The organism is Priestia sp. SB1, assembly GCF_038898415.1.
In genome coordinates, this window is record NZ_JBBJSS010000003.1 from 779,875 (window position 1) to 804,167 (window position 24,293).

The window sequence follows — 24,293 nt, forward strand, 5'->3', positions numbered from 1 at the left end:
AGAACGATTTTCAGAAAATGTGTTACAATAAAGGTAACGCTTTCATTCAAATGCATAGGAGTCGATTATTCATGTCAGAAAGTAAGCGGAAGTTAGAAGAAATTTCTTTTTATAGTGACGCACTGCAAGAAGATGTCACGTTACTAGTCTATTTGCCGTCAAACTATTCTACGCTCTATAAGTATTCTCTACTTATCGCCCAAGACGGAAAAGATTATGTTATGTACGGACGTACACCTCGTTTAATCGATGATTTAATGAACGAGTCAGAAATCGATCGTACTATTTTTGTTGGAATTCCATATAAAAGCGTGGAAGACAGACGCGATAAGTATCATCCAGAAGGAAAGCAGGTAGATGCTTACATTCGCTTTTTAGCACATGAACTTGTGCCATTTTTGGATAAAACATATCCTACATATCAAATGGGAAAATCTCGTGTTCTAATTGGTGATTCGCTTGCTGCTACAGTTTCACTGCTGACGGCCATTGCGTATCCTCACACGTTCGGGAAAGTAATTATGCATTCTCCTTTCGTGAACGATGCTGTATTACAAACGGTCAACTCATTTGCTTCTCCTTCACTTCTGGATTTGTATCATGTTATTGGAACGGAAGAAACGGATGTCAAAACAACACAAGACGGTATATTGAACTTTATTGAGCCTAACCGCCTGTTGCACGAACAAATGAAGCAGCGTGGATATTCTGTTTTCTACGAAGAATTTAATGGAAATCATACGTGGAAATACTGGCAAAAAGACGTAAAGCGGTCGCTTCAATATATGTTGAAGTAGAAAGATATCATATTTTTTGAAAATTTGTTATAATAAGCTCGCTTTATACATATTTTATGATCTTACTTTGGAGGGATTTTTTATGAAATTTGGCGTTGTACTTTTTCCATCTAAAAAATTGCAAGATGTAGCGAATTCTTATCGAAAGCGCTATGATTCTCACTATTCATTAATTCCGCCTCATCTTACATTAAAAGAAGTCTTTGAAGCTACAGAAGACCAAATTGATGAAATTGCGGCTAATTTGCGTAAAATTGCCGAAGAAACAAATCCATTTACATTAAATGTAACGAAAGTAAGCTCATTTTCACCAGCCAATAACGTTATTTACTTAAAAGTGGAACAAAAGCCAGAACTGACGTCACTTTACAATAAACTTCATGAAGGCAATCTCGAACAGCCAACTGAGTATTCATTTATTCCACATATTACAATTGGTCAACGACTTTCAGATGATGAGCACTTAGATGTGTATAGCCAGTTGAAGCTTGTAGATGTCGCTCATGAAGAAACAGTTGATCGCTTTCATTTAATGTACCAGCTTGAAAATGAAACATGGACTGTGTTTGAAACATTTCGTCTTGGAAAGGGATAAGATACGTGAACATCAAAGTACTAACGAACAAACAAGATCCTTCTGATGCTTACTTCGTACGTCAAAAAGTATTTGTAGAAGAACAGCAGGTTGATGTAGAGCAAGAAATCGATGAATACGATTCCGAAGCCCTGCATTTAGTTGTATACAAAGGAACTACACCAATTGGGGCAGGACGCTTCCGTATGGTAGAGGACTATGGAAAAGCTGAACGAATCTGCGTTCTTTCTTCTTATCGAAAAGACGGTGTAGGAAAGCTTTTGATGGATAAGTTAGAAGAGATCGCAGCAGAGCATGAGATTGAAAAGGTTAAGCTGCATGCTCAAACGCATGCGGAAGGATTTTATAAAAAGCTAGGCTACGTAACGGTTTCAGGTGAATTTATGGATGCTGGAATTCCACATGTAGAGATGGTAAAGAAACTAAGTAAAAAACACTAGGAATTGAACCTGGTGTTTTTGCTTTTTTAAAGGATAAGAACCTTTGCTTTGCTTATACTAATACCTAATCATGTGAATTAGGTGAAAATATGGATGAACTTATCGGAATTGCACTAGAACTCTTTATTGGATTTATCTGCTTGTTTATCTTAACTAAATTTTTAGGCAGAGCGACGATCACTCAGCTTACCACTTTTGATTTTATCTCTGCTCTTGTACTAGGAGAGTTAGTAGGAAATGCGTTATATGACTCAGAAGTAGGCATAGGCAAAATTTTATTTGCTGTTATCTTTTGGGGAGCGCTTATTTATGTCACCGAAGTTATTACTCAAAAAAATATTCGCCTGCGCTTGTTTCTAGAAGGACGGCCATCTATTATTATTCGAAAAGGGAAAATTTCGTACAAAGAACTTAGCAAAAATCGATTAGATATCGATCAACTTCTTCATATGCTGCGTTCAAAAGACATATTTTCCATTCGTGAAGTTGAATATGCGATTTTAGAAACAGATGGCTCGCTAAGCGTATTGCCAAAATCTGATTATGCTAAGCCAACAAGAAGCGATCTGCAGCTGCCTCCTTCTGAACCTGTTTTATCTATCGCCTTCGTCAGTGATGGACGTTTGCTTTTGAAAAACTTAATTCAGTCAGGCTTTGATGAAGACTGGCTAAAGAAACAGTTAAAAAAACAGGGATTTACCGATTATAAACAGGTGCTTTATGCTGAATGGCAGCAGGGCCGTACACTTTTTATTGAATCTTACTAAGGTGTTTTTTACTTGTTCATTGCTTTGTTAAAAATCGTGATCGCATTCATTCTGCTGCGTTCACGATTTTTTCTATTATACCCGTGTATTAATCACTAGGCCCTTATTTGTTAGCTTGCTGTATACACGCTCTGCTGCTTGAAGCTTTTTTCGCTTTTGTACGGAACTTGGCGTCAATTCCAATGAGTGAGAACGCGATTCAAACTCTTCGTCAAAGCTTTTTTTCTGGACAGGCCAAATACGATTTGAAAAAGAAGCATTATTTTTTTGAAGGCGATTTGCATATTGAATAGATTGATAAGGTGTGACGGGCAGTATATATCCCATATGAACCCTCCTCTTTTTCAAGATACCTTCTACTCCCAGACCTCAGTATTTTTCGCAAGAAGTATCGACATTGAAACAGCTCACTTACGCCCTCTTCTAGACTTGTTCAAAACAGATAGCACTTTGTATCTATACCGCCTTTTTTTGAACATATGTGATCTCTTACTCAATATATACCCTTTTTTACATCGTATCCCTCCAAAAATATCCGTACTCTTTTTAAAAAAAGATGATTTTGATATGATAGACTTTGATTATAGAATAAAAACTGTGCGTATATACACATCTATATCGATGTAGAACAAGAGCGGCTTCTTGCTTTAACTCCCTCTTATTTACTATTGATTGTTCATGTTTTACAAAGGAGGCCATGTTTTTTGCAACGTGCACTTTATCAAAAACAGATACTTAATCTTGCTATAACGGCTAGAGACCGATTTCAATATTTATATGAAGCTAGTCTCCGAGGAGAAATAACATGTGCTCACTGCGGAGAACCAGTTAAATTATATCTGGGGATTGAACATTCTCCTTACTTTTATCATGCTCAAGTTCCTCATGAAAGAGAAGAGTGTTCAGACACACTATCAGAAACAACAGCTGTACAACAAATAAAAGAAACTCCGGCTGAATACAGAGAAACCAATGGATTTCGTATTCCTAAAGGACGAGCTATTGGTGAGAAAAATTCAACTGTAAAAGAGAAAGCGACATGGAGGTCTTCCGCGCCTTTTTCAAGTATTCCTGCTTTTCGCTCAAAACCACCTGTTCCTAAACACTCTGACTCTCCTTATTTAAATGAGTTTAAAGAGAGCGGTATTGAATTAGATTCGAACCAATGGAAAGCTGTTACACATTCAGAAGGACCTCTTCTTATTCTAGCCGGTGCAGGAAGCGGAAAAACGCGTGTGTTAACAGCTCGCACCGCATATATGATACAAGAAAAACAAATTGATCCAAAATCCATTATGCTGGTGACTTTCACGGCTAAATCAGCTAAAGAAATGAAAGAACGATTGGCTACATATCCAAAGATGTCCGGCTTACATCTTCGTCAAATGCTAGTTGGAACTTTTCACAGCATTTTCTTACGTATGATTGTTCATCACAACCCTCAAGCGTGGCAAATGGATCGCCTGCTGAAATGGGATTGGCAAAAAGAACAGATCGTGAAAGAAGCAGCAAGAGAGCTCCACGTGGATGAAAAAGATTTCCCGTTTGACCAGGCACTTCAGCAAATCGGCTATTGGAAAAACACGCTTGTTGGCGTGAAAGATGTTCGCCCAAAAGACAAATGGGAACAAGATGTGCACTTTTTATATCGTCGCTATGAAGAAGTCAAAAAGCAAAAACAGCTATTCGATTTTGATGACATGCTGTATGGATGTTATGAAATGCTAAAACAAAATCCCGATTTGCTAACTCGTTATCAAAAAAGATTTCGCTATTTTTTAATTGACGAATTTCAAGATATCAATAAAGTTCAATATAAAATTATGAAAATGCTAAGTGAAGACTCTAAAAACTTGTGTGTCGTAGGAGATGATGATCAATCAATTTACGCTTTCCGCGGAAGCGACCCTTCGTTCATCTTAAACTTTGAAAAAGATTTTGCTCATACAACTGTTATTACGTTAAACCAAAATTATCGTTCAGCTCACGCCATCGTTTCTTCCGCTAATAAAGTGATTGCACGAAATACAGCGCGCCGACAAAAAGAAATGGCTGCCCAGTTTGATAATGAGTTGAGACCTACCTTCTTCTTTCCATACGACGAAGAAGAAGAAGCAACAATGATTGTAACGGATATGAAAGAAAAGATTAAGCAAGGAGCTTCTCCAACTGACTTCGCGGTCTTGTACCGAACTCACGCTTCTTCACGCGCCATCTTTGAACGTTTATCGCAGTCAAACCTGCCATTTTCAATCGAACAAGATGCGGATTCGTTTTATAAAAGAAGAATGGTTCGAAGTTTACTTTCATTTCTACGCTTGAGCGTGAATCCAAATGACGCAAGTTCGCTACAAGATTTAGTGAACGCACTCTTTTTAAAGAAAACAGCAGTCAATGACTTAAAAGCAGCAAGTATTCTTCATGACGGTACATTTATTGATGCGCTTGAATATCTTCAAGATTTAAAACCGTTTCAGCAAAAAAAGCTCAAGAAAGTAATTCCTTTATTCAAGTCGCTAAAATCAATGTCTCCTTCTTTGGCACTTGAGACGATTTCTAAAGATATGGGATTCGATGATTTTGTCAAAAAACGCGGAAATGAAGGAAATATGATGGAAAAAGGTTCGGATGACGTGCGGGATTTAAAAGTTGTAGCACGTAAATTCAAAACCGTACCTGAACTGTTAGAGCATGTGGATCATATGATTGCCATGAACACAGAGATGAAAGCTTTAAGCAAGCAATTTAATGAAAGTATTCAGCTAACCACCATTCACCGAGCAAAGGGTCTTGAATATAAGCATGTATACGTACTGAGCAGCGTAGACGGAGGATTGCCTCATGATTATGCACTCGAAGCTTATCGAGGCGGAGATGATGTGCCGCTTCAAGAAGAACGCCGCCTTTTATATGTAGCCATGACGCGTGCACAGAATTCACTTTACTTATCTGTTCCGCAAACTAGAAGAGGTAAAACCGCTTATCCTTCAAGATTTCTGAAGTCTTTTATAAAAAAAGTATAAAGCAAAAAAGGCTGGGACAAAAGTATTTTAGTCAAATTGAAGTACGAACGGTTAATCAAAATTATTGATTAACCGTTCGTACTTTTTATTGTCATGTACATGTAGAGTTAATATATTTAGTTGCTTCTAGCTGTTGATTGGATTGATTTCGCTATGTTTCAACCTCTATTATTAACCAAACATTCCACTAAGAGGTAGATATTCATAAGTAGATGCGTTACACTACGTTATGTACTGCATTACTATATTTTAGGAGGTTCCATTATTGAACGCAAAGCTTATTCATGAAAATGAAAAGATTTTTTTCATTTTGTGTATGGTTATCAGCTTATTAACCTATTTGTTTTTAATTATTTCACTCGTCGGCATTCTCTACATTGCAATCGGTTTTTTCATTACATTTATGCTACACGGTTTCTCTATTGCTCAAATTCGCAATAATGGAGTTAGATTGACAGAGAAGCAGTTCCCGCACACTTATCATCAGGCAAAACATTTATCTTCAGAGCTGGATTTAGAGCTGCCCGATATTTATATTGTTCAATCAGGCGGCTTATTAAACGCGTTTGCTACACGTTTTTTTGGACGTCACTTTGTCGTTTTATACTCCGACATTGTTGAAATGATTGAAGATAATCAAGAAAAAGAACTTTCTTTTATCATTGCCCACGAATTAGTTCATATCAAACGTAAGCACACACTCTACCACTCACTTATTCTACCTGCTCTTTGGGTTCCTTTTTTAGGAAAAGCTTACTCTAGGGCCTGTGAATATACATGTGATCGCACAGCTTCCGTTGCGATTGGTGATGCAAAAGCTGCCACTCAAGCACTAACTATACTTGCGGTTGGTCATTGTCTAAATAAAAAAGTAAATCAGGAAGAATTTGTTCATACGCACTCACAGGAAAAAGGTTTTTTTATGTGGTTGAATCAAGCTACTTCAACTCACCCTCCTATCGCTCATCGTATTAAAGAAATTAATTACTTAGCACAGCATCCCGAACTGTTTGATCTTGATTCTAACGCATTTCAAACAAATGAAATTGCCTAAATGGAAAAAAGCCCTGACACCTCAGGGCTTTATATAAAAATATTAAATTATTTTTTCTCATTTAGCATTTTAGCGATGGTCGCAAAATCAATGGATTGATTATTGTTTGCAATCGCCTTAACAATTTGTTCTTCTTTTTGTTTTGAAATTGGCTTATTCGCAATTTGTGCTACTCGCTTCACAATATTACGCACCGTTTGCTCATCTTTAAAATTAGCATTTTGTACAGAATTCGCAAGTTCAAAAATATCCTTCATATTAACGCCTGTTTTCTTTTCTATATTTTTAAACATATTATTATCCATTTTGCATGACCTCCTTTATTTATACTTCATCGTATGCACCATGTGCCTAGATGGTGCCCTTTACATTTAATAAAAAAATAAAGTGCGAGTGAAACTTCACCCGCACTTTTCGGTGCCTTATTCATAGAAGGGATTAATTGTAAAAACAAACACAACCAACAATAATTAATAGAATGAATAATACAACGATTAACGCAAAACCACCGCCGTAGCCACCACCGTAACCACAACCACCGTAGCCAAATCCGCAGCCCATAATATTACACCCCCTCTGTTTTACTCTCTATACTGTATGTTCAATAATATGATTTTGTATGGGCTTTTCAACTGTGTACATTAAATTTCATTGTCCAAACGGATCTTCAGCATCTTGCTCATCAAGTCTTTTTACATTTTGCTGCAGTTTCCTCTCTTGCTGTTCCATCTGATTTTCTGCTTTTTCTACTTCTTTCATTCTCTTTCGATGTTCTCCCATCATATGCTGTTCAAAAAACCGTTCAAATTCATCAAAAAAATCTGGCATCTCTACACCTCTCTCCACTCCATGTAAAAAAGCATTGTCCGAGTGACAATGCTTCTATTGCTTATCGCTTTGGTAACTTTGAACCGCAGCCGCAACCACCTTGTTTTGGAGAAGGGTACTGGACTGGCTTAGGAATGGCATGCCCTTTCTTCACCGATTGTTTTGTCATTGGTTGTGGATGATAAGGCAGGGGCTGAGGGTATTGATTAGGATTATAATTATAATGATAATACATCATGTTTCCCTCCTTTTCACAGCATCCTATCTATAACATTATATTCAGGACTAAAGAAAGACGTTCTATCTTATTTGTCCATTTTGCGCTGCAGGGACAAAAATAAATCCGTGCTGTTTTTTTGTTTCCTCACTCTCGGTCTTTCTCCTCCCTTTTGCTCTGTCACTTCACGCAGCCGATTTTGCAGTTCTTGAATTGTCCCTTGAGCTTGATGATTGTACTGTACAATAGACTGTTCGGTTTTTGATTTTTGTTCATTGACGCATGCTTTAAGCCAATCTATTTTTTCCTCTAGCTTCTTTTTTTCTTCTTCATGCTTTTGCTGTAATTCCAATAACTCTTCCTTCATATCTTCATATTCAAATTCTTGGTGCTTGAATTTTTGATATTCTTCTTTATAAAAAGCCAACTCCGACTTCAATGAAGCAATATATTGTTTTGTTTTTTCCTCGCTCATGCCCTTCACTCCTCCATTATAAATAACCCACAGCTTCTAAAAAATCAGTTAAAGATGAATAACACTTTTTATTAACATGAATATGCTGTAATTGAGTTTATTATTTCCTTCATTTTTTATGCTCGCTCCAACTAGGATTTATTCCGATAAATTCCGCTTTTACTAAGGAACATAAAAGCAGGTCATTCATACACTATAGTAGTCCGATACCTAGTAACGAAAAGCGTAAAGGAAGGACAATTAAAATTAGGAGGTTTAAAAATGGCAGAACTTTTTGAATCATTATGTATCCGCGTACCTAAAGTGTACGACTGGGTTAGACGTCAAGTTGTTTTACCACAAATCTTTACGAACGACACTTCATTATTTGAAGAAGAAGCACTTAAAGATTTAGGCCATGACGTAGAAGTGGAAATTGTTTTAACAGATAGTGAAGGTCACCCTGTAGATCCTTCAGATGAAGACGCACTTGATAACGTGATTGAGCTTGTGCCGCACGGTGGTCGCAGACCTAAAAAAATTGTGTTACCAGATGGAGAAGTTGTCGTTCTTCATGAAGTAAAATTATCAATTAGCGGCTTTTACCGAGTTAAGTTAATTGAATTGAATGGACATCACAAACACGATGAGGTTGAATCTAGCGTTATTCCTTGGAAAATACATCAAACATTCTATTTATGCGCCCCGGAAGGAACAGAACCTGTTGTCCACCTTGAATCTTTTGAAGGAACTGACGGTTCTCTCAGATTATCAGATTGTCACTTACAGCAATTAAGCTTTGATCTTATGTTATGCCTAAGTGTTCAAATTGAAAAAGATGTTAAAGTTGAAGTAGAAGGAAGCTTCTGCTACCCTCGCCCTGAAATCATTTCTACAAGCAGCTGCTCACCTATTGAATATCCACCTCAATGTGATGCTATTTTCCCTGGAAGACCACATCACGATGATTTTGATGGAGACGATGTAGAGTCAGGCTTCGACCATCACGAATTTGATTAACAAGATAAAAAGCCAGAGGAGAATATTTCTCCTCTTTTTTCATCCTTTACGCGCTTTCTGCATACATATAAATAAAACTGCTATGGGCAGCTCTAACGACCAGATTAATTTATAGCTCAGCAGGAAAGGAGACTACTAGATGAGTCGTAACTCCCCTTCCCCTAAAGATGATCTAACTCAATTAAAACAAAAGCTCATACACTATAAATCAGAAATTCGAAACGTGCAAAACCAACTGAAAAGCTATGAACGAGCTTTAGAGCGAGAAAAAGAAAATACATCGTTTTGGAAAAAGAAACACGCTGAGACGCTTTCTACATCTGAAAAAGAAGTAGAAATTGAAGAATTAGAAAAAGAACTGGATTTACTGAGAAACGAGCTTTCCGAACAAAAAATTATTGCCGAAGCGTTTCGAGAAAAAGCTTCAAGGAAACAGCCCGTTATTGAAGAAAAAATCGTGGAGAAAGTAATTGAAAAGATTGTAGAAAAACCCATAGAAAGGTTCGAAAAAAGCGATATCCTCTGTTTCTTCCAACATTCCATACTGCTGCCAGAACAAGATGAAAGCGAGCTGATGATGTTCGGCAACGTAATTATTCAAAATCAAACGAGCAGTACTTTATACTCTCCAACACTTTGCTTAAAAATGAAGCCTACTGCTTCTGCTATGTTAAGCGGGAAGATCATTGATGAAAAAGATATTGAAGCTTCTAGTGTCCCCTCTTCTTCTTTAGAATGGCGCTACGCTCATCCAAAATGGAACGAAAAAATTCAAAATGACGGTGAATATTGGATTAAACCCATTAAGCAAACAGTATTAAAGCCCAAAGGCAAATTACTATTTGACTCTTTTCAAGTAGTCATTCCTCTCTCCACTGATACAACTTCATTTATCCTAGAAGGCTTTTTCTATAGTGAAGAGTGGCAGGAAGGTATTCCTTTTTTAAATAAAGTTGTGCTAAATTTCCCTTAATCATTAAAAGACATATTGACGATCAATATGTCTTTTAACTCGTCCATTTATTTCATAAAAGATTCTATAATTCCTGCACACCCTGCAATAGCTAAGATTGTAATAACAGGAATAGCAATGTGCGGGACCGCTACATAACTAAAATAAATTCCTACTGCACACCATATGCCTGTACACCAATAGCAGCTGAGCAGTTCTCCAATCCACCTTTGCAGCCCCTTCCCTTTTATCTCCAGGTACGTTACCGTATTTCCTTGTTCATCTTGATCTTCTACAATTTTGTGAAACGGCTTCCGAATAAAAGCCGTAATTTTATCAAAAACAATTAGACGAGTAAGTCGAAACGTTGCAAAGATAAATAGCGTTAGATAAATCCATGTCATCTTCATTCCTCCGTACATTCACAAACTTATGAAAATAAAAGCTAACGTGCTTTTTCACTGTTAGCTTTTAAAATTACTTAAATTTTAACGATAGATATGGTTTGAATATCATGAAATGTCAATACTGTTTTCTCTTTATTAGGAGGAACGCTTACGTATAAACTTCCTTCTTTTAATTCTAAAATTGTTCCTATATATTTTTGATTTTGGCACGTAATTTCACAAATTGGCTGAGACATATGAGGCGGGAAGCTGCATAGAAATTCAACTTTTTCTTTAATCGTCATAGACTGAAACATTTTATTTGGCTTTTTATTCTCTGATTGCGGTATATCCACGGGAACAATTGAACGCTCTTCCTTTTTTTCATTCTTAATCTCTTCCACTTTTTCTACGTCAGGCTCTTTGACTTCTTGAATAGAAGAAAAGCTGGGCTCTTCTTTTAACACGTGCTCTTTCTCTATTCCTTTATTGTCTTGCTGTTTTGAACTAAAATAATATTGCATAGAACGCTGGTTTTGCGTAGCGTTTGGCTGGACAATGTACATTAGCGGCTCATTTTCTTCTGACTTAGATTTTGAGTTAGTCATGAAGCATACCTCCAATTGCTTGTTATCGTTCTTTTAAAAATGTATGCTTGCACACGGAAAAACTTGTTTATTTTTTTGCGGCAGCCTTTTTAGAAATAAAAGCAGCACTATACTTTTTTATATAATTTAGGAAAATACCACAAAAGAAGTTGAGATATAACTAAATTAATTCAATCTAAAGACGCATAAATAGGATACATGAGCTGAACGCTTGTTACACCGCCGTTGATTTCCGTGCAAGACTTCGCTTTCCGCGGGCGGCCAATGAGCCTCCTCGTCGCTTGCGCTCCTGCGGGGTCTCACCCCTTCCACTTTTCCCCCAGGAGTCTTCGTCTTGCCCTCCAATCAACTGCTAGAAAGAGCTAAACAGATGAAACTTATTTTCAAAACAACAAAAAAAAACGAACCACTAATCAAACATGTTGATCAGTGGTTCGTTTTTCACTTGAGCTAAAATACTTTTGTCTCAGTCTCTTCCTCTCATTCAATCAGGTAGAAAACTAAATCCAGCTAAATACCTTTATCTAATTTTATACTCAAGAAGCATACGCAATTCATTCACATACGAACGAGACCCCGTTACAATCAAACGATCATCAAATTCAAGCTCTGTATCGCCATGAGGTACAATAGAATCTTTACCTCTGAAGATTCGAACAAAAATCACATCTCCTGTAAACGGGAACTTACGAAGCTCTACCCCCTCGTATTTAGGGTTACGCATATTAATTTGATAAAGTGCTGTTTCTTGATTCGTTAAGATATTTAAAATATTTGGCGATTCGATTAAAGCTTTTAGCAATGCCGTTGTAGATAACAGCACAGAAAAAACTTCAATGTTATTTTCTTTCATCTTTTCATCTAAGACAGGACTTTCTACGCGGGCAATAACCCGTTCTGTACCATACTCTTTTGCAAATAGAGCAATGTCGCTATTTCTTTCTTCTTCCCCTGTTGTTACAACTAATACATCCGCATCTAAAATTCCCATACTTCTTAACGTTTCCTTACTATATCCATCGATGTCGACGATATTAAAAATGGAATCCGACGTACGGTTTTCAATTTTGTCCTGAGTAGGATGATAAATCGTCACATCATATAAATCAAGATCCATTTCTCGAATAACCGGGAGTGTAAATTGATTTGCACCAAGCATATTAACCTTCAGCTTTCTATCACTGATTTCTGGCTTTGGAAACAGCTTTCTAAAGATAATAGGTGTAATAATACATGTAATAATCGCCACCAAAATCAGCGCACCGGACATTTGTGAATCAATCACACCAATATTTTCACCAACCGTTGCTGCCGCAATAACGAGTGATAAAGTCGATGTTAAAAGAAAACCCGATGCCAAAACGGTTTTCATATCATACCATTTTCTTAAGATTAACGCTGGAACTAGCTTGGATATTAATAATGCAATGAATAATAAAGGCATTAAAATCAGCACTTTTTTATCACTGAACAATGACCAAACGTCAAGCTTCACTCCTACCATCACAAAAAAGATAGGAATTAAAAAACCGTAGCCAAACGAATCTAATTTATGAACTAAGTTTTTATTAGGCGCAAGAAGAGAAACGAGTGATCCCGCTAAAAAAGCGCCTAAAATGTTTTCAACACCAATTGACTCCGAAAGGCCCACTAGAATGATAATGAGTGCAAATACGGCGCGCGTGTCGATTTGAATTGTACCTTTAGACATTGTCTCAAGAAACGATCGGTTTTTAAACTGCTTCCCTATGAAGTATAAAATCACTCCTACTCCAAATAAAATTAAAATCAACCATGTATTGCTATTTCCTGATTTATCATAGACGGAAGCAAATACGGCTAGTAAAATCATCGTGACTAAGTCCGCAATAACCGCAATCAATAAAATGGTTTGTCCAATTGGCTTTTTCATAATCTGTGCATCTTTTAAAGTCGGCACTACTACTCCTAGTGAAATGGTAGAAATAATAAGCGTCATCAAAAAGGCATTATCAATAAAACCGGTCCATACAAAAACATAGGACAAAAATAGTGAAACCGCAAAGATAGCTGCAAACACTAGTATAGAAATGGAAAAAGCATTTGGCACCTTCGCTCCTGATGCCTTTTTGTCTTTTGAATTTCCTCCAGCAAAAGCAGAAAAATCAATTTCCAAACCACTTAAAAACATCAAAAAGATAAAGCCTAAAGTGGAAAGTGTTTCAAGCCACATATCCTGCTCCACAAGGTCAAAACCACTTTTCCCTATAATTAATCCCATAATAATTTCAGCTACGACTACAGGTATAATGTTGAGTTTAAACCGATGCAAAAGTATAGGCGTTAAAAAGGCCAAACTAATGACGATAACAAGTGATGTAAAGGACGCGTGCTGTTCCATTAGATTCCCCTCCTTTTACCTTCGCTATTTATAAAACGAAGACGTTAGTATTCAAAATTAAAGGTTAATCATAAAAGCTTGAAGGTTCTCTGTCAACTATATGAACTGATAATGAAAATCCGACATGATTACTCATGTCGAATTCCAAAGTCCCTTCATTATTTTAAATAACTCATAAACGTTGTGGCTAGACCGAAGTAAATTAAAATACTGATAAGATCATTGATCGTTGTAATAAATGGTCCTGATGCGACTGCAGGGTCAATTTTGAATCTGTGCATGAGAAGCGGGATAAACGCTCCTGCTAGTGTAGCCACAATCAATGTTGAAAATACAGAGACGCCTACCAAAGCGCCTAAAATCAGATCTCCCTGCCAAATATAAACAATTAATACAACTAAAAGTCCACATGATGCGCCCGTAATCATTCCGGTAGCTGCTTCTCGGATTAACAGCTTAAATTTGCTTTCTTCTTCGATTTCTCCCGTCGCCAGTCCGCGAACCGCAACGGCTAGTGCCTGTGTTCCTGTATTACCAGCCATACCGCCAATTAAAGGTATAAATACAGCTAAAATAGCTACTTGATTCAACGTATCTTCAAAACGTCCAATTAAACTCGCTGTCATCATTCCTAAAAACAGCAAAATGATCAGCCAAGGCAGCCTCTTTTTGGCCGCTACTAAGGGATTGTGGTCAATCGTATCATCTACATCACTAATACCGGCTAATTTAGAATAGTCATCCGATGCCTCTTCATCAAGAACATCCATCACATCATCAACCGTAATAATCCCTAGAAGATGCTGCTGAAAATCAACAACTGGAAGCGCAAGAAAGTTGTAATCGCGCATAATGCGCGCAACTTCTTCTTGGTCTTCTGCTACTGACACGGATACAACTCGTTCATTCATAACTTCGCTTATCATCGTATCTTCATCTGCTATAATTAAATCACGAAGAGAAATAACACCTGCTAGATGCTTTTGTTCATCAATAACAAATACATAATAAATCGTTTCCGCTTCTGGAGCTTCCCTGCGTAGAATGTGCATAGCTGAATGTACGGTTTGATTTTCACGAATGGCCACAAACTCAGTCGTCATAATACTTCCAGCGGTATATTCCTCGTAATGAAGCAGCTCTTTAATTTCATCGGCTGCTTCTTCATCCATAATCGTTAAATAGCTCGCCACTTGTTCTTTATCCAATTCATTTAATACGTCAACGGCATCATCCGCCGACATTTCCGACAGCATGTCTGCTGCAAAATTGGGATGCATTTCTGAGAGAATTTCTTGATAATCTTCTTCTCGTATCTCTACATTTTCAAAGATATCCGCCATTTCTTCCGGAGATAACATCTCGTACAGCGCAAACCTAGAAGGCTCATCTAATTCTTCAAAAAATTGAGCTTGGTCATACGTATGCATATGTAAAAATTCTTCACGAAATGCATCGATTTCATTTTTTTCTAGAAGTGATAATAAATGTTCGGCGAACCATGCTTTTTCTTCTTTTTCAATTGAATCTGTCATGTCTTCAACCTCCCTGTCGCACAAAACTCATTTAACTTTATGATGAATTTTGTTTTTTTTCAACTCATAGCTCTTTACTCTTTTCCCAATAATATATAAGTTCTACACATAGTTTGCTCCATATAAGGGTAATTTTATATCGTCAAAGGAAAAACCTTTTAAGGATGTGGATAAAAGATGAAAGTAGATATAATAGGCGATATCCATGGATGTTATAATGAATTAAAAGCGTTAACAGAAAAACTTGGGTATGAGTGGCAAGACGGGATTCCTATCCACTCTGACGGACGGCGCCTTGGATTTGTAGGTGATTTAACAGACCGAGGACCTCATTCACTAAAAGTGATTGAGCTCGTATGGTCACTTGTAATCAAGCATCAGCAAGCTTACTACTGTCCAGGCAATCACTGTAATAAGCTATATCGCTTCTTTTGCGGTAACAAAGTGGAAATTACTCATGGGTTAGAAACGACCGTTGCTGAGTACGAAGCCTTGCCTTCAAGAGAGCAGAAATTCATTAAGAAAAAGTTTATTGAGCTTTATGAGCAATCACCTCTATATGTGCAGCTTGATCAAAATCAATTAATTATTGCTCACGCCGGCCTTAAAGCTGAATACATCGGCAGAACAGATAAAAAAGTTAAAACCTTTGTGCTATACGGAGACATTACGGGTGAAAAACATCTAAACGGTATGCCTGTCCGACGGGATTGGGCCCAACATTATAATGGAAAACCTTTTATCGTGTATGGGCATACACCCGTAGTAAAAGCCAGAAAAATTCATAATACCATTAATATTGATACGGGCGCAGTTTTTGGAGGGGCTTTAACGGCGTTTCAGTATCCTGAAGGGAATATTATATCGGTGCCTTCATCTATGCCTTATGTAGAGGAAAAATTTAATCACTTCGTGTAAAAAGAAAGTCGCTTTTCATTTAAAAAGCGACTTTTATCTTACGATTTGAAGTTTCTGCATATCTGGCGGCAAAGGTGCTGTAAAAGACAACGTTTTTTGTAAAAAAGGATGAAAAAAAGTGAGCTCATAGCTGTGGAGAGCTTGACGAGAAATAAGATGATTCGTTCCGCCATATAGGGTATCTCCAAGCAGTGGATATCCTTTATAAGCCATATGAACACGAATTTGGTGAGTTCTCCCCGTCTCAAGCGAAAGAGCAACTTCTGTAAAAGAAGAATACGGACGAAGCGCCGTATAGTGTGTAATAGCAAACTGCCCATCTTCTCTTACTTCCCGTTCGATGATACTTGACTCTTTTCGGCCAATCGGTGCCTCTATCGTTTCCTTGCCAACAAGCTTACCATGAACAAAAGCTCGGTACACGCGTTTAATTTCATGTTCTTTTTGTGCTTTAGAGAATAAGTAATGAACGTGCCTATGCTTAGCTACAATAAGCAGCCCAGATGTGTCTCGGTCTAACCTGTTCACAAGATGAACAGTCGAGTTAATGTTATTTTTCTCATAATAATAGAGCACAGCATTACTTAGTGACCACGTTAGATGTTCTCGAGAAGGTATACTTGGCATGTTTGGCTGCTTATTCAAAACTAATATATACTCATCTTCGTATACAATATCCAAAGGTATAGCTTTAGGAAGAAGACTTTCACTTGCTTTTTCTGGTGGAAACGCCACCTTGATTTCGTCACCTTTTTGCAGAATATATCGAACCGTTGCATGCTTTCCATTTACTTCAATCGCTCCTCCTCTGAACTTAATGTCCGTCAGCGAAGCTTTGGAAATATCATGTTCTTTTAAAAATTCACGAACCGCTACACCCTCGAAAGAATGATCTACGGTCCAACTCAACGTAAAAACTTGTTTCATTCTCTTCCCTGCCTTTAATCATCACATACAAAAGAGTCTCTGACACGCTGCCAGAAAGGAAACGCGCGAAAGCGAGCAAATCGAATTTTTTCGCTTGCTACCCGAAATTGAATCGACTTTACATCTTTATGTAAAAGAGTTAAATGATCAATGGTAATTTGAAAGTCTGCGTCGTTAACAGGCTTTAACAGCGCTGTATGATGTCCAGGAAGAACCAATGGAGAACCTATCGTACGGAATACTCGATTGTTAATAGAAGCCATTTCAGCAATTTGAATAGCTTGAAGCGAAGGATGTAAAATCGCGCCTCCAAGGGATTTGTTATAAGCTGTACTTCCCGAGGGAGTGGATACGCAAAGGCCGTCTCCTCGGAATGTCTCAAATCGCTGCCCTTTAATTTCCACATCCATTACTAAAGAGCCTTCTACACTTTTCACCGTACATTCATTTAGAGCTAAATATCGAGCTTCGCGTCCACCGTTCGTATAGCGGATAATCACTTCGAGCAGTGGATACTCTACAGTCTGATAGGGTGTCTTTGCAATAGCAATCACCAGCTTCTCAATCTCATCAGGTGTCCAATCTGCGTAAAAGCCTAAATGACCGGTATGAACCCCAATAAAAGCCGTCTTGTCAAGTCGGTTTCGATAGCGGTGAAACGCGTAGAGAAGCGTTCCATCCCCCCCTACTGACACTACAATATCAGGCTGGTTTTCATCATATTCTAAATGAAAATCTAATAAATACGTTTTCATTTTTTGCATAAGCGTATTTGATATTTGGTTGCCTTTTGATGTAATAGCAAATTTTATTTTCTCCACCTAATTCTCTCCCCCTATCCATCCAGTGTACAAAGCTGTTGCTGAGTAATACCTAAGATTCTTCCGCCGATTCTTTTTTTCGTGAGAAAATAGCCTGGGCTTCTTGAATCTCACCTCGTATTTGAGACATTTCTTCATCGAGCTGAGTAGCCGCTTCAGAAGCACGCTGAAGTCGCTTTTTGATATTCTCAGGAAATTTCCCGCTGTACTTATAATTTAAAGAATGCTCAATTGTAGCCCAAAAATTCATAGCCAGTGTACGAATTTGAATTTCCACTAAAATTTTCTTTTCACCTTTAATTGTCTGAACAGGATAACATACGACCACATGATATGAACGATAGCCGCTTTCTTTTTTATGAAGAATATAATCTCTTTCTTCAATCAATTCAAAGTCTGTGCGCTGACGAAGGAGCTCTACGACCGCTTTAATATCGTCCGTAAATTGACACATCATACGGAGTCCTGCAATGTCCTGCATCTCTTCCTCTAAGCGATCGAGAGAAATTCCTTTTCGAGTCGCTTTATCCAAAATACTGGCGATAGGCTTTACTCGTCCCGTCACGAATTCAATAGGTGAATGCGTAGACTTCATATCATACTGTGAACGAATTCCTTTTAATTTCACCTTAAGTTCTTCAACGGCTTGTTTATACGGTGCTAAAAATAAATCCCAATGCCTGATCATTAATAACACCCCCCTTTTTTCTCTCTGTTACTTATTTTCTTTATCTAAAAAAACTTCCTCTACTCTTGCTACCATCTCGTCTCCATAATTCACATTTCCTTCGATGTTACTGATGAGATAAGACAGCTCTTCTTTAACGGCTGATAGCTCAATTACTTCCTTATTAATTTCTAAAAATACTTTCATATCTTTATGTAAGACGTGCTTTAAATTCGCCCAAATATTATCACTAAGGCCAACATACATAAATTGATCATTAATATCTACAACATATACAAATGACATGTTATCTGAGTCAACAAGCATTTGTTTTGTATCTTCCAATTGTTCAATTTCCGTCTCAATAGGGTCTGCTTTTAAATGTAATTCATTTGATTTCATCACACAGGTAGTGATGTCAATTCGATTGTGCATAAATAAACTCCTTCCAACTATACAATTCGTTACTATTTTAACACATTCCAGGAACGTTTAATAAAGGTAAAACCTAAACAATCCGTATTTCTTCATTTTCCAAGTTCCCCATATGGATATTCCTGTTAGGAAATGTAGTTTTACTGTCTCAAAAAGTGTGATAAATTAAGATGGAAAGTGCCTTACCAAAAGACCTAAATTAAAAGGATGATTTCATTGAAACAAGAAATTGAAATTGAATTTAAAAATATAGTAACGAAAGAAGAGTTTGATCGTCTCCGCTCACATTTTCAATTAACTGAAAATCAGTTTATTTCTCAAGAAAACCACTATTTTGATACACCTGCTTTCTCATTGAAAGACTGCGGAGCTGCCCTGCGAATTCGAAGCAAAAAAAATAAATCCGTTCTCACGCTAAAACAGCCTCATCAAGAGGGCCTTTTAGAAACACATGAAGCATTAACAAATGAACAAGCTAAAGAATTGCTAGATGGCAGCGCCAAGATTCCGTCAACAATTCAACAGCTTATTACTGATTTACAAGTCGATAGCCATGCGCTAACTTATTTTGGCACTTTGCGTACAAGTCGAGCAGAAATTCCATATAAGAACGGGTTACTTGTACTCGATCATAGCTTTTATCTAGGTGCTGAGGACTATGAACTCGAATACGAAGTAACCGATGCCAATGAAGGGGCAAAATATTTTGAGCAATTGCTTACGGAGCTTGATATTAAAAAGAAACCAACGGAAAACAAAATTCGACGGTTTTACAAGCGAAAGTATACGTTAATGGATGGAGAATAAATTCATGAGCATGAATATTAACCATTACATGTCTTCCGTTCAATTTCCTGGAACTCAGCCATTTTCAGTTAACAACCAGCTGCCAACAGCTAACGTGATGCTTGGTACAACTTTACTCTCTGTATTTGCTCAGCTTTTTCAAGACTACGTCAATCAAGAGCCTCAAATGAGTGCCAACCTTTACTTGGAGGCAGCGCAGATGTTTCCAGCTACAGCGGTTCAAACGCAATCCCAGCCATCTGTTTCTTCTTCAGATAAGGCAGCCGCTTCAACTGCTGCCTTACCTGCACAAAAAAACGAAACGGCAAAGGCCAGTTCTCATGATGTACAAACGATAATTAATGAAGCAGCTGCACGCTACCAGCTGGATCCTAAACTTATTCGTTCTGTTATTAAACAAGAGTCCAATTTTAATCCCTCTGCCAAAAGTTCTGTCGGAGCGGCTGGGCTTATGCAGCTAATGCCAGCAACCGCTAAAGCTCTTGGTGTAGAAGATCCGTATGACTCCAAGCAAAATGTATTTGGAGGAGCCAAATATCTTCGACAAATGTTAGATAAATACGACGGAAACGTGAAATTAGCGTTGGCAGCCTACAATGCTGGACCAGGTAATGTCGATAAATACGGCGGAGTACCTCCTTTTCAAGAAACGCAAAAATATGTAAATAAAATTATGTCTTCTTATCTCGTGTAAAAGAGTCCAATCATTCGCGACTCGACCATGGAATGACTGTAGTTTGTCGAGGTTACACTATATAAATAGAAGGAAACGTTTGTGAAAGGATTCCTTTGTTTCTCATACTAAGTGATTCGCCACAGCATCATAGACTTTTCTTATGTAAAATTCCACTTTATCTCTTTTCCAGTAGAAGAAGTAAGCGGATAGTTTGAGTTAACGAAATGACACTGCTAAAATTAAGGAAAGTAAAAAACACCAAAGAGTTAAGACGTATATTTCTTATAACAAAGGAGTTATCAACATGAGAGAAAAAATCCACTCCCCTTACGAATTATTAGGCGGTGAACATACGATTTCAAAACTTGTTGATGCTTTTTATACACGCGTTGGACAACATCCTGAGCTCGCGCCAATTTTTCCTGATGATTTAACAGAAACAGCACGAAAGCAAAAGCAATTTCTGACACAATATTTAGGAGGGCCTTCGCTATACACTGAAGAGCATGGTCATCCTATGCTGAGAGCTAGGCATCTTCCTTTTGAAATTACACCGTCAAGAGCCAAAGCCTGGCTGACGTGTATGCATGAAGCAATGGACGAAATTAATTTAGAAGGCCCTGAGAGAGATGAACTTTATCATCGTCTTATTTTAACTGCCCAACACATGATTAATTCACCGGAACAGACAGATGAGAAAGGATTTTCACATTGAGTAATCTAAACAGCCAATACCCATCCTTGCATCAGCTTTGTCAAGGTTCAAATAAAAAACCGCTTGAAATCTATGTATTTGTTGACCCTCTTTGTCCAGAGTGCTGGGCACTCGAGCCTATTCTAAAGAAGTTACAAATAGAATATGGTCAGCTGTTATCCCTCAAGCATGTGCTTGGCGGAAACTTGCAGCAATTAAATATTGGAGCACAGCAGAGATTTGAACATATTGCAAAATCGTGGGAGAAAACTGGAAGCCGCTCCGGCATGTCATGTGACGGCAACCTGTGGCTTGAAAACCCCATCGATACTCCTTACGCTGCATCAATTGCAATTAAAGCGGCCGGGCTGCAAGGAAAGAAACAGGGCATTCGCTTTTTGAGAAGACTTCAAGAAGTAGTATTTTTAGAAAAACAAAATGTTACAGAAGAATCTGTCTTAATACAATGTGCAAAACATGTGGGGCTAGATGTTAATGAATTTGTAAAAGATTTGCATTCAGATTACGCTGCGAAGGCTTTTCAATGTGATTTAAAAATCACATCGGAAATGGATGTCGATGAGATTCCAACTCTTGTGTTCTTTAACGAAAAAGTTGAAGAAGAAGGCATTAAGATATCAGGATACTATTCGTACGAAACATATGTACACATCATTAAAGAGATGTTAGAAATTGACCCAGATCCAGCTTGTCTTCCGCCTCTTCGTTCATTTTTAAGCTATTTTCAATTTGTTGCTTCAAAAGAAGTTGCAGTTGTGTATGGTTTATCATTAGAAGAGGCTGAAAAAGAATTGAAAAAACTTCAGCTTCAGCAGGTTGTTGAAAGAGTTCCTGTCAAATATGGAACCTTTTGGAGAAGTACTGAAAAGAGCTGTTAATTATTAAATGTTGATGCTTATCCTAAGCATCAACTACACAAAAAAGACTTGGCTTTCGCCAAGTCTTTTCGTTTGTCTTAAGACAACAAGGGGATGGGAGAAATTTTTCACGGTCAAACAAAGGGGTATATGTTTGTTTTGTGATAAACTTCACGATTAATACTATAGCAAATTATGTCGACTTTTGGCAACCCCTTTTTTCAATTTTATTCACTTTTTTATAAAAAAACTTCATAAACAGCCAGATTCACTCATATAGTACAACCAATTATGCTTTTAATAGAGGTGTTAACTATGAAAATTGCTGGAATTACTCTAGGGGTTGTGATTCTTTTGTTTTCTTTTTTATTCTATATTTTATCTCTTATGCAGCTTGTTCCTCTCATTATCGCAGGCCCTCTCTTATTTTTAGCTATTCTTATTATTTTTACATTGCTTAACAATCACAACAAATTTCGGGGATTTAAAAAATGAAGCAGGATACAGCTCCTGCTTCATTTTAATTTTTATTGATTTAATAAACGTTCCATTTCCGTTAATTTCTCTTCAAATACGGCTAGCGCTTCTTCGATAGGCTGAGATGTTGTCATGTCCACTCCTGCTTTTTTCAACACTTCAATTGGATAATCAGAGCTTCCTGACTTTAAGAAACCTACATAGCGCTCAACAGCTGCATCTCCTTCTTCAAGGATTTGCTTGCTTAATGCCGCTGCTGCACTGAATCCTGTAGCATATTGATAAACGTAGTAATTGTAGTAGAAATGCGGAATACGAGCCCATTCTAACCCAATCTCTTCGTCAATTACTAAGTTGTCTCCAAAATATTTTTTATTTAAGTCATAATATAATTTTGTTAATAATTCAGGTGTAAGCGGCTCTCCGTTTTGAGCACGCACGTGCACATCGTGCTCAAATTCAGCAAACATCGTTTGACGGAATACCGTACCGCGAAACCCTTCTAAATAATGGTTAAGCAAGTACAAACGCTGCTTTTCATCATCAATCGTTTTTAGTAAATAATCGTTTAGAAGCGCTTCATTACACGTGGAAGCTACTTCTGCCACAAAGATTGAATAATCTCCATAAGGATATGGCTGCGTTTTTCTTGTGTAATAACTGTGTACAGAATGGCCAAATTCATGGGCTAGTGTAAACAAGTTATTTACATTATCCTGCCAGTTCATTAAGATATAAGGATTGGTGCCGTACGTTCCTGAAGAATAAGCACCGCTTCGCTTGCCTTTGTTCTCATGAACATCTACCCAACGATTTTCAAATCCTTCTTTTAACACATTAAGGTAGCCTTCACCTAGTGGTTTCAGACCTTTTAAAATATAATCTTTTGCTTCTTCATACGTTACTTCCATTTTTACGTCTTTTACTAAAGGCGTATAGAGATCATACATATGAAGCTCTTCAATTCCCAATACTTTCTTACGTAAATCAATATATCGATGCAATAAATGCAAATTATCGTTCACTGTTTTAACTAAGTTATCGTATACTTCTTCTGGGATATTATTTGTGCTAAGAGCTGAGTGACGAGCTGAATTATAGTGACGAACGCGGGCGCTAAAATTATCTTTCTTCACCGTGCCGCTTAATGTACTTGCAAACGTATTTTTAAACTTACCGTACGTTTCGTACACCGCTTTAAACGCTTCTTCTCGTACGCGGCGATCGCTGCTTTCTAAAAAACGAATATATCGTCCGTGCGTAATTTCTACTTCTTCTCCATTTTCGTCTTTAATAGAAGGAAATTCTAAGTCCGCGTTGTTTAACATTCCAAACGTGTTGCTTGAAGATCCTAATACTTCAGAAGCCTGAGCGAGAAGCGCTTCTTCGCTTTCTGATAAAATGTGCGGACGCTCGCGAGTAATTTCATCTAATGCATGAGCATATAACTTTAGCTCTTTATGTTCCGCCATGTATTGTTTAATTTTTGATTCTTCAATAGACAAAATTTCTGGTGTTACATAAGATAGTGCACTTGCAATTTGAGTATAAAGTGTTTTGATACGATCATTTAATCCTTGATAAAAAGAATTAGTGGTATCTTGATCGTAGCGCATATGAGCATATGTATAAAGTTTACTAACGCGCATTGTGAGCTCATCTTGCTCTTGAAGAGCGTCGTATAAAGTTTGAGCGGACTCTCCAAGTTTCCCTTTGAATTTTTCCATTTTTGGAATAAGAGCTTTTACTTCTTCAAATTCTTTTTCCCATGCGTCATCTGAAGCAAAAATATCCTCTAGTTTCCACGTATCTTCTACTTTTATCTCGCTTCTACTTGGTAACTTTTTTACTTTTGATTGTTCACTCATGGTCATCCCTCCATCTTTTTCTACCTGTCTATAACTGTTCGCTTTTTCTAAGGCGAATCCTTTTTATTT

The 24,293-nt window shown here is 37.5% G+C and carries 28 protein-coding genes; 13 read left to right on the forward strand and 15 right to left on the reverse strand.

All coding sequences use genetic code 11. The annotated features are described in order from the left end of the window. Positions 1 to 71 precede the first annotated feature (71 nt). The 4 genes from WKH56_RS14460 (at position 72) to WKH56_RS14475 (ending at position 2,599) form a co-directional block, all read left to right on the forward strand. Complete coding sequence (locus WKH56_RS14460; RefSeq protein ID WP_028412337.1) at positions 72 to 797, forward strand: alpha/beta hydrolase; 726 nt, start codon at positions 72 to 74, stop codon at positions 795 to 797. A gap of 82 nt (positions 798 to 879) precedes the next feature. Further along, positions 880 to 1,392 (forward strand): YjcG family protein, encoded by a 513-nt coding sequence (locus WKH56_RS14465; protein WP_013055455.1) that lies wholly within the window; start codon positions 880 to 882, stop codon positions 1,390 to 1,392. Positions 1,393 to 1,397: 5 nt separating this feature from the next. Continuing rightward, entirely contained in the window at positions 1,398 to 1,832 is a 435-nt protein-coding gene (locus WKH56_RS14470) for a GNAT family N-acetyltransferase (protein WP_048022004.1), read from the forward strand. 89 nt (positions 1,833 to 1,921) lie between these two features. Beyond that, on the forward strand, positions 1,922 to 2,599 hold the full coding sequence (locus WKH56_RS14475) for a DUF421 domain-containing protein (RefSeq protein ID WP_028412339.1): 678 nt from the start codon (positions 1,922 to 1,924) through the stop codon (positions 2,597 to 2,599). A gap of 75 nt (positions 2,600 to 2,674) precedes the next feature. On the opposite strand, the gene WKH56_RS14480 is transcribed toward WKH56_RS14475, so the two are convergent. Then, positions 2,675 to 2,926 carry a hypothetical protein gene (locus WKH56_RS14480; protein ID WP_033578061.1) on the reverse strand — a complete coding sequence of 84 codons (252 nt, stop codon included), beginning with the start codon at positions 2,924 to 2,926 and terminating at the stop codon, positions 2,675 to 2,677. Between the two features lie 377 nt (positions 2,927 to 3,303). On the opposite strand from WKH56_RS14480, the gene WKH56_RS14485 reads away from it, so the two are divergent. Both WKH56_RS14485 and WKH56_RS14490 read left to right on the forward strand, forming a co-directional pair. After that, on the forward strand, positions 3,304 to 5,622 hold the full coding sequence (locus WKH56_RS14485) for an ATP-dependent helicase (RefSeq protein WP_048022002.1): 2,319 nt from the start codon (positions 3,304 to 3,306) through the stop codon (positions 5,620 to 5,622). A 265-nt stretch (positions 5,623 to 5,887) separates the two neighbouring features. Continuing rightward, positions 5,888 to 6,676: a M48 family metallopeptidase gene (locus tag WKH56_RS14490; RefSeq protein ID WP_310884198.1), complete on the forward strand. Its 789-nt coding sequence runs from the start codon at positions 5,888 to 5,890 to the stop codon at positions 6,674 to 6,676. 47 nt (positions 6,677 to 6,723) lie between these two features. Here the strand turns inward: WKH56_RS14490 and spoVIF are convergent, their stop codons facing one another. The 4 genes from spoVIF to WKH56_RS14510 form a co-directional block, all read right to left on the reverse strand. Further along, positions 6,724 to 6,981, reverse strand: a complete 258-nt coding sequence (gene spoVIF, locus WKH56_RS14495) for a sporulation-specific transcription regulator SpoVIF (protein WP_013055449.1) — start codon at positions 6,979 to 6,981, stop codon at positions 6,724 to 6,726. 133 nt (positions 6,982 to 7,114) lie between these two features. Beyond that, positions 7,115 to 7,237, reverse strand: a complete 123-nt coding sequence (locus WKH56_RS14500) for a YjcZ family sporulation protein (RefSeq protein WP_013055448.1) — start codon at positions 7,235 to 7,237, stop codon at positions 7,115 to 7,117. An 87-nt stretch (positions 7,238 to 7,324) separates the two neighbouring features. Further along, positions 7,325 to 7,504, reverse strand: coding sequence for a hypothetical protein (locus tag WKH56_RS14505; protein WP_014461555.1), 180 nt, complete (start codon positions 7,502 to 7,504; stop codon positions 7,325 to 7,327). Between the two features lie 305 nt (positions 7,505 to 7,809). Continuing rightward, positions 7,810 to 8,196, reverse strand: coding sequence for a hypothetical protein (locus WKH56_RS14510; protein ID WP_028412343.1), 387 nt, complete (start codon positions 8,194 to 8,196; stop codon positions 7,810 to 7,812). A 261-nt stretch (positions 8,197 to 8,457) separates the two neighbouring features. Here WKH56_RS14510 and WKH56_RS14515 point away from each other — a divergent pair, with 261 nt between their 5' ends. Together WKH56_RS14515 and WKH56_RS14520 are read left to right on the forward strand one after the other, a co-directional pair. After that, the gene (locus WKH56_RS14515) at positions 8,458 to 9,195 is read left to right on the forward strand and encodes a BMQ_0737 family morphogenetic spore coat protein (RefSeq protein WP_028412344.1); all 738 of its coding nucleotides are present in this window, start codon (positions 8,458 to 8,460) and stop codon (positions 9,193 to 9,195) included. A gap of 139 nt (positions 9,196 to 9,334) precedes the next feature. After that, complete coding sequence (locus tag WKH56_RS14520; RefSeq protein ID WP_033578058.1) at positions 9,335 to 10,168, forward strand: hypothetical protein; 834 nt, start codon at positions 9,335 to 9,337, stop codon at positions 10,166 to 10,168. Between the two features lie 47 nt (positions 10,169 to 10,215). On the opposite strand, the gene WKH56_RS14525 is transcribed toward WKH56_RS14520, so the two are convergent. The 5 genes from WKH56_RS14525 to mgtE form a co-directional block, all read right to left on the reverse strand. After that, positions 10,216 to 10,551, reverse strand: a complete 336-nt coding sequence (locus WKH56_RS14525; RefSeq protein WP_048022000.1) for a DUF1360 domain-containing protein — start codon at positions 10,549 to 10,551, stop codon at positions 10,216 to 10,218. 77 nt (positions 10,552 to 10,628) lie between these two features. Continuing rightward, positions 10,629 to 11,141 carry a CotO family spore coat protein gene (locus tag WKH56_RS14530; RefSeq protein WP_033578056.1) on the reverse strand — a complete coding sequence of 171 codons (513 nt, stop codon included), beginning with the start codon at positions 11,139 to 11,141 and terminating at the stop codon, positions 10,629 to 10,631. 214 nt (positions 11,142 to 11,355) lie between these two features. After that, a complete protein-coding gene (locus tag WKH56_RS14535) occupies positions 11,356 to 11,490 on the reverse strand; it encodes a hypothetical protein (RefSeq protein WP_260505786.1) in 135 nt (44 codons plus the stop codon). Between the two features lie 171 nt (positions 11,491 to 11,661). Continuing rightward, positions 11,662 to 13,521, reverse strand: coding sequence for a monovalent cation:proton antiporter family protein (locus tag WKH56_RS14540; RefSeq protein WP_028412348.1), 1,860 nt, complete (start codon positions 13,519 to 13,521; stop codon positions 11,662 to 11,664). 158 nt (positions 13,522 to 13,679) lie between these two features. Beyond that, on the reverse strand, positions 13,680 to 15,056 hold the full coding sequence (gene mgtE / locus WKH56_RS14545) for a magnesium transporter (RefSeq protein ID WP_014461563.1): 1,377 nt from the start codon (positions 15,054 to 15,056) through the stop codon (positions 13,680 to 13,682). A gap of 177 nt (positions 15,057 to 15,233) precedes the next feature. Between mgtE and prpE the strand changes: the two genes are divergently transcribed. Next, on the forward strand, positions 15,234 to 15,974 hold the full coding sequence (prpE, locus tag WKH56_RS14550; RefSeq protein ID WP_047751646.1) for a bis(5'-nucleosyl)-tetraphosphatase PrpE: 741 nt from the start codon (positions 15,234 to 15,236) through the stop codon (positions 15,972 to 15,974). A gap of 33 nt (positions 15,975 to 16,007) precedes the next feature. On the opposite strand, the gene WKH56_RS14555 is transcribed toward prpE, so the two are convergent. The 4 genes from WKH56_RS14555 to WKH56_RS14570 all read right to left on the reverse strand — a co-directional run bounded on the left by WKH56_RS14555 (position 16,008) and on the right by WKH56_RS14570 (position 18,824). After that, positions 16,008 to 16,901, reverse strand: a complete 894-nt coding sequence (locus WKH56_RS14555; RefSeq protein WP_028412351.1) for an RluA family pseudouridine synthase — start codon at positions 16,899 to 16,901, stop codon at positions 16,008 to 16,010. Between the two features lie 14 nt (positions 16,902 to 16,915). Next, positions 16,916 to 17,713 carry an NAD kinase gene (locus tag WKH56_RS14560; protein WP_025749877.1) on the reverse strand — a complete coding sequence of 266 codons (798 nt, stop codon included), beginning with the start codon at positions 17,711 to 17,713 and terminating at the stop codon, positions 16,916 to 16,918. Between the two features lie 61 nt (positions 17,714 to 17,774). Further along, a complete protein-coding gene (gene yjbM / locus WKH56_RS14565) occupies positions 17,775 to 18,410 on the reverse strand; it encodes a GTP diphosphokinase (RefSeq protein ID WP_014461566.1) in 636 nt (211 codons plus the stop codon). Positions 18,411 to 18,437: 27 nt separating this feature from the next. Beyond that, complete coding sequence (locus WKH56_RS14570) at positions 18,438 to 18,824, reverse strand: UPF0738 family protein (RefSeq protein ID WP_014461567.1); 387 nt, start codon at positions 18,822 to 18,824, stop codon at positions 18,438 to 18,440. Positions 18,825 to 19,040: 216 nt separating this feature from the next. Here WKH56_RS14570 and WKH56_RS14575 point away from each other — a divergent pair, with 216 nt between their 5' ends. The 4 genes from WKH56_RS14575 (at position 19,041) to WKH56_RS14590 (ending at position 21,900) form a co-directional block, all read left to right on the forward strand. Further along, positions 19,041 to 19,631 carry a CYTH domain-containing protein gene (locus tag WKH56_RS14575; RefSeq protein ID WP_047751647.1) on the forward strand — a complete coding sequence of 197 codons (591 nt, stop codon included), beginning with the start codon at positions 19,041 to 19,043 and terminating at the stop codon, positions 19,629 to 19,631. 4 nt (positions 19,632 to 19,635) lie between these two features. Next, positions 19,636 to 20,325, forward strand: a complete 690-nt coding sequence (locus WKH56_RS14580) for a lytic transglycosylase domain-containing protein (protein WP_063248136.1) — start codon at positions 19,636 to 19,638, stop codon at positions 20,323 to 20,325. A gap of 286 nt (positions 20,326 to 20,611) precedes the next feature. Then, positions 20,612 to 21,022 (forward strand): globin domain-containing protein, encoded by a 411-nt coding sequence (locus tag WKH56_RS14585; RefSeq protein ID WP_013055433.1) that lies wholly within the window; start codon positions 20,612 to 20,614, stop codon positions 21,020 to 21,022. A 26-nt stretch (positions 21,023 to 21,048) separates the two neighbouring features. Then, a complete protein-coding gene (locus tag WKH56_RS14590) occupies positions 21,049 to 21,900 on the forward strand; it encodes a ClpXP adapter SpxH family protein (RefSeq protein WP_028412354.1) in 852 nt (283 codons plus the stop codon). 506 nt (positions 21,901 to 22,406) lie between these two features. On the opposite strand, the gene pepF is transcribed toward WKH56_RS14590, so the two are convergent. Next, positions 22,407 to 24,224: an oligoendopeptidase F gene (pepF, locus tag WKH56_RS14595; protein WP_048021990.1), complete on the reverse strand. Its 1,818-nt coding sequence runs from the start codon at positions 24,222 to 24,224 to the stop codon at positions 22,407 to 22,409. Positions 24,225 to 24,293 lie beyond the last annotated feature (69 nt).

Coding starts and splice junctions, on each gene's coding strand:
- WKH56_RS14460 (WP_028412337.1), top strand. CDS start 72: ATGTCAGAAAGTAAGCGGAAGTTAGAAGAAATTTCTTTTTATAGTGAC.
- WKH56_RS14465 (WP_013055455.1), top strand. CDS start 880: ATGAAATTTGGCGTTGTACTTTTTCCATCTAAAAAATTGCAAGATGTA.
- WKH56_RS14475 (WP_028412339.1), top strand. CDS start 1,922: ATGGATGAACTTATCGGAATTGCACTAGAACTCTTTATTGGATTTATC.
- WKH56_RS14480 (WP_033578061.1), bottom strand. CDS start 2,926: ATGGGATATATACTGCCCGTCACACCTTATCAATCTATTCAATATGCA.
- spoVIF (WP_013055449.1), bottom strand. CDS start 6,981: ATGGATAATAATATGTTTAAAAATATAGAAAAGAAAACAGGCGTTAAT.
- WKH56_RS14500 (WP_013055448.1), bottom strand. CDS start 7,237: ATGGGCTGCGGATTTGGCTACGGTGGTTGTGGTTACGGTGGTGGCTAC.
- WKH56_RS14505 (WP_014461555.1), bottom strand. CDS start 7,504: ATGCCAGATTTTTTTGATGAATTTGAACGGTTTTTTGAACAGCATATG.
- WKH56_RS14510 (WP_028412343.1), bottom strand. CDS start 8,196: ATGAGCGAGGAAAAAACAAAACAATATATTGCTTCATTGAAGTCGGAG.
- WKH56_RS14515 (WP_028412344.1), top strand. CDS start 8,458: ATGGCAGAACTTTTTGAATCATTATGTATCCGCGTACCTAAAGTGTAC.
- WKH56_RS14520 (WP_033578058.1), top strand. CDS start 9,335: ATGAGTCGTAACTCCCCTTCCCCTAAAGATGATCTAACTCAATTAAAA.
- WKH56_RS14525 (WP_048022000.1), bottom strand. CDS start 10,551: ATGACATGGATTTATCTAACGCTATTTATCTTTGCAACGTTTCGACTT.
- WKH56_RS14530 (WP_033578056.1), bottom strand. CDS start 11,141: ATGACTAACTCAAAATCTAAGTCAGAAGAAAATGAGCCGCTAATGTAC.
- WKH56_RS14540 (WP_028412348.1), bottom strand. CDS start 13,521: ATGGAACAGCACGCGTCCTTTACATCACTTGTTATCGTCATTAGTTTG.
- mgtE (WP_014461563.1), bottom strand. CDS start 15,056: ATGACAGATTCAATTGAAAAAGAAGAAAAAGCATGGTTCGCCGAACAT.
- prpE (WP_047751646.1), top strand. CDS start 15,234: ATGAAAGTAGATATAATAGGCGATATCCATGGATGTTATAATGAATTA.
- WKH56_RS14555 (WP_028412351.1), bottom strand. CDS start 16,901: ATGAAACAAGTTTTTACGTTGAGTTGGACCGTAGATCATTCTTTCGAG.
- yjbM (WP_014461566.1), bottom strand. CDS start 18,410: ATGATCAGGCATTGGGATTTATTTTTAGCACCGTATAAACAAGCCGTT.
- WKH56_RS14570 (WP_014461567.1), bottom strand. CDS start 18,824: ATGCACAATCGAATTGACATCACTACCTGTGTGATGAAATCAAATGAA.
- WKH56_RS14580 (WP_063248136.1), top strand. CDS start 19,636: ATGAGCATGAATATTAACCATTACATGTCTTCCGTTCAATTTCCTGGA.
- WKH56_RS14585 (WP_013055433.1), top strand. CDS start 20,612: ATGAGAGAAAAAATCCACTCCCCTTACGAATTATTAGGCGGTGAACAT.
- pepF (WP_048021990.1), bottom strand. CDS start 24,224: ATGAGTGAACAATCAAAAGTAAAAAAGTTACCAAGTAGAAGCGAGATA.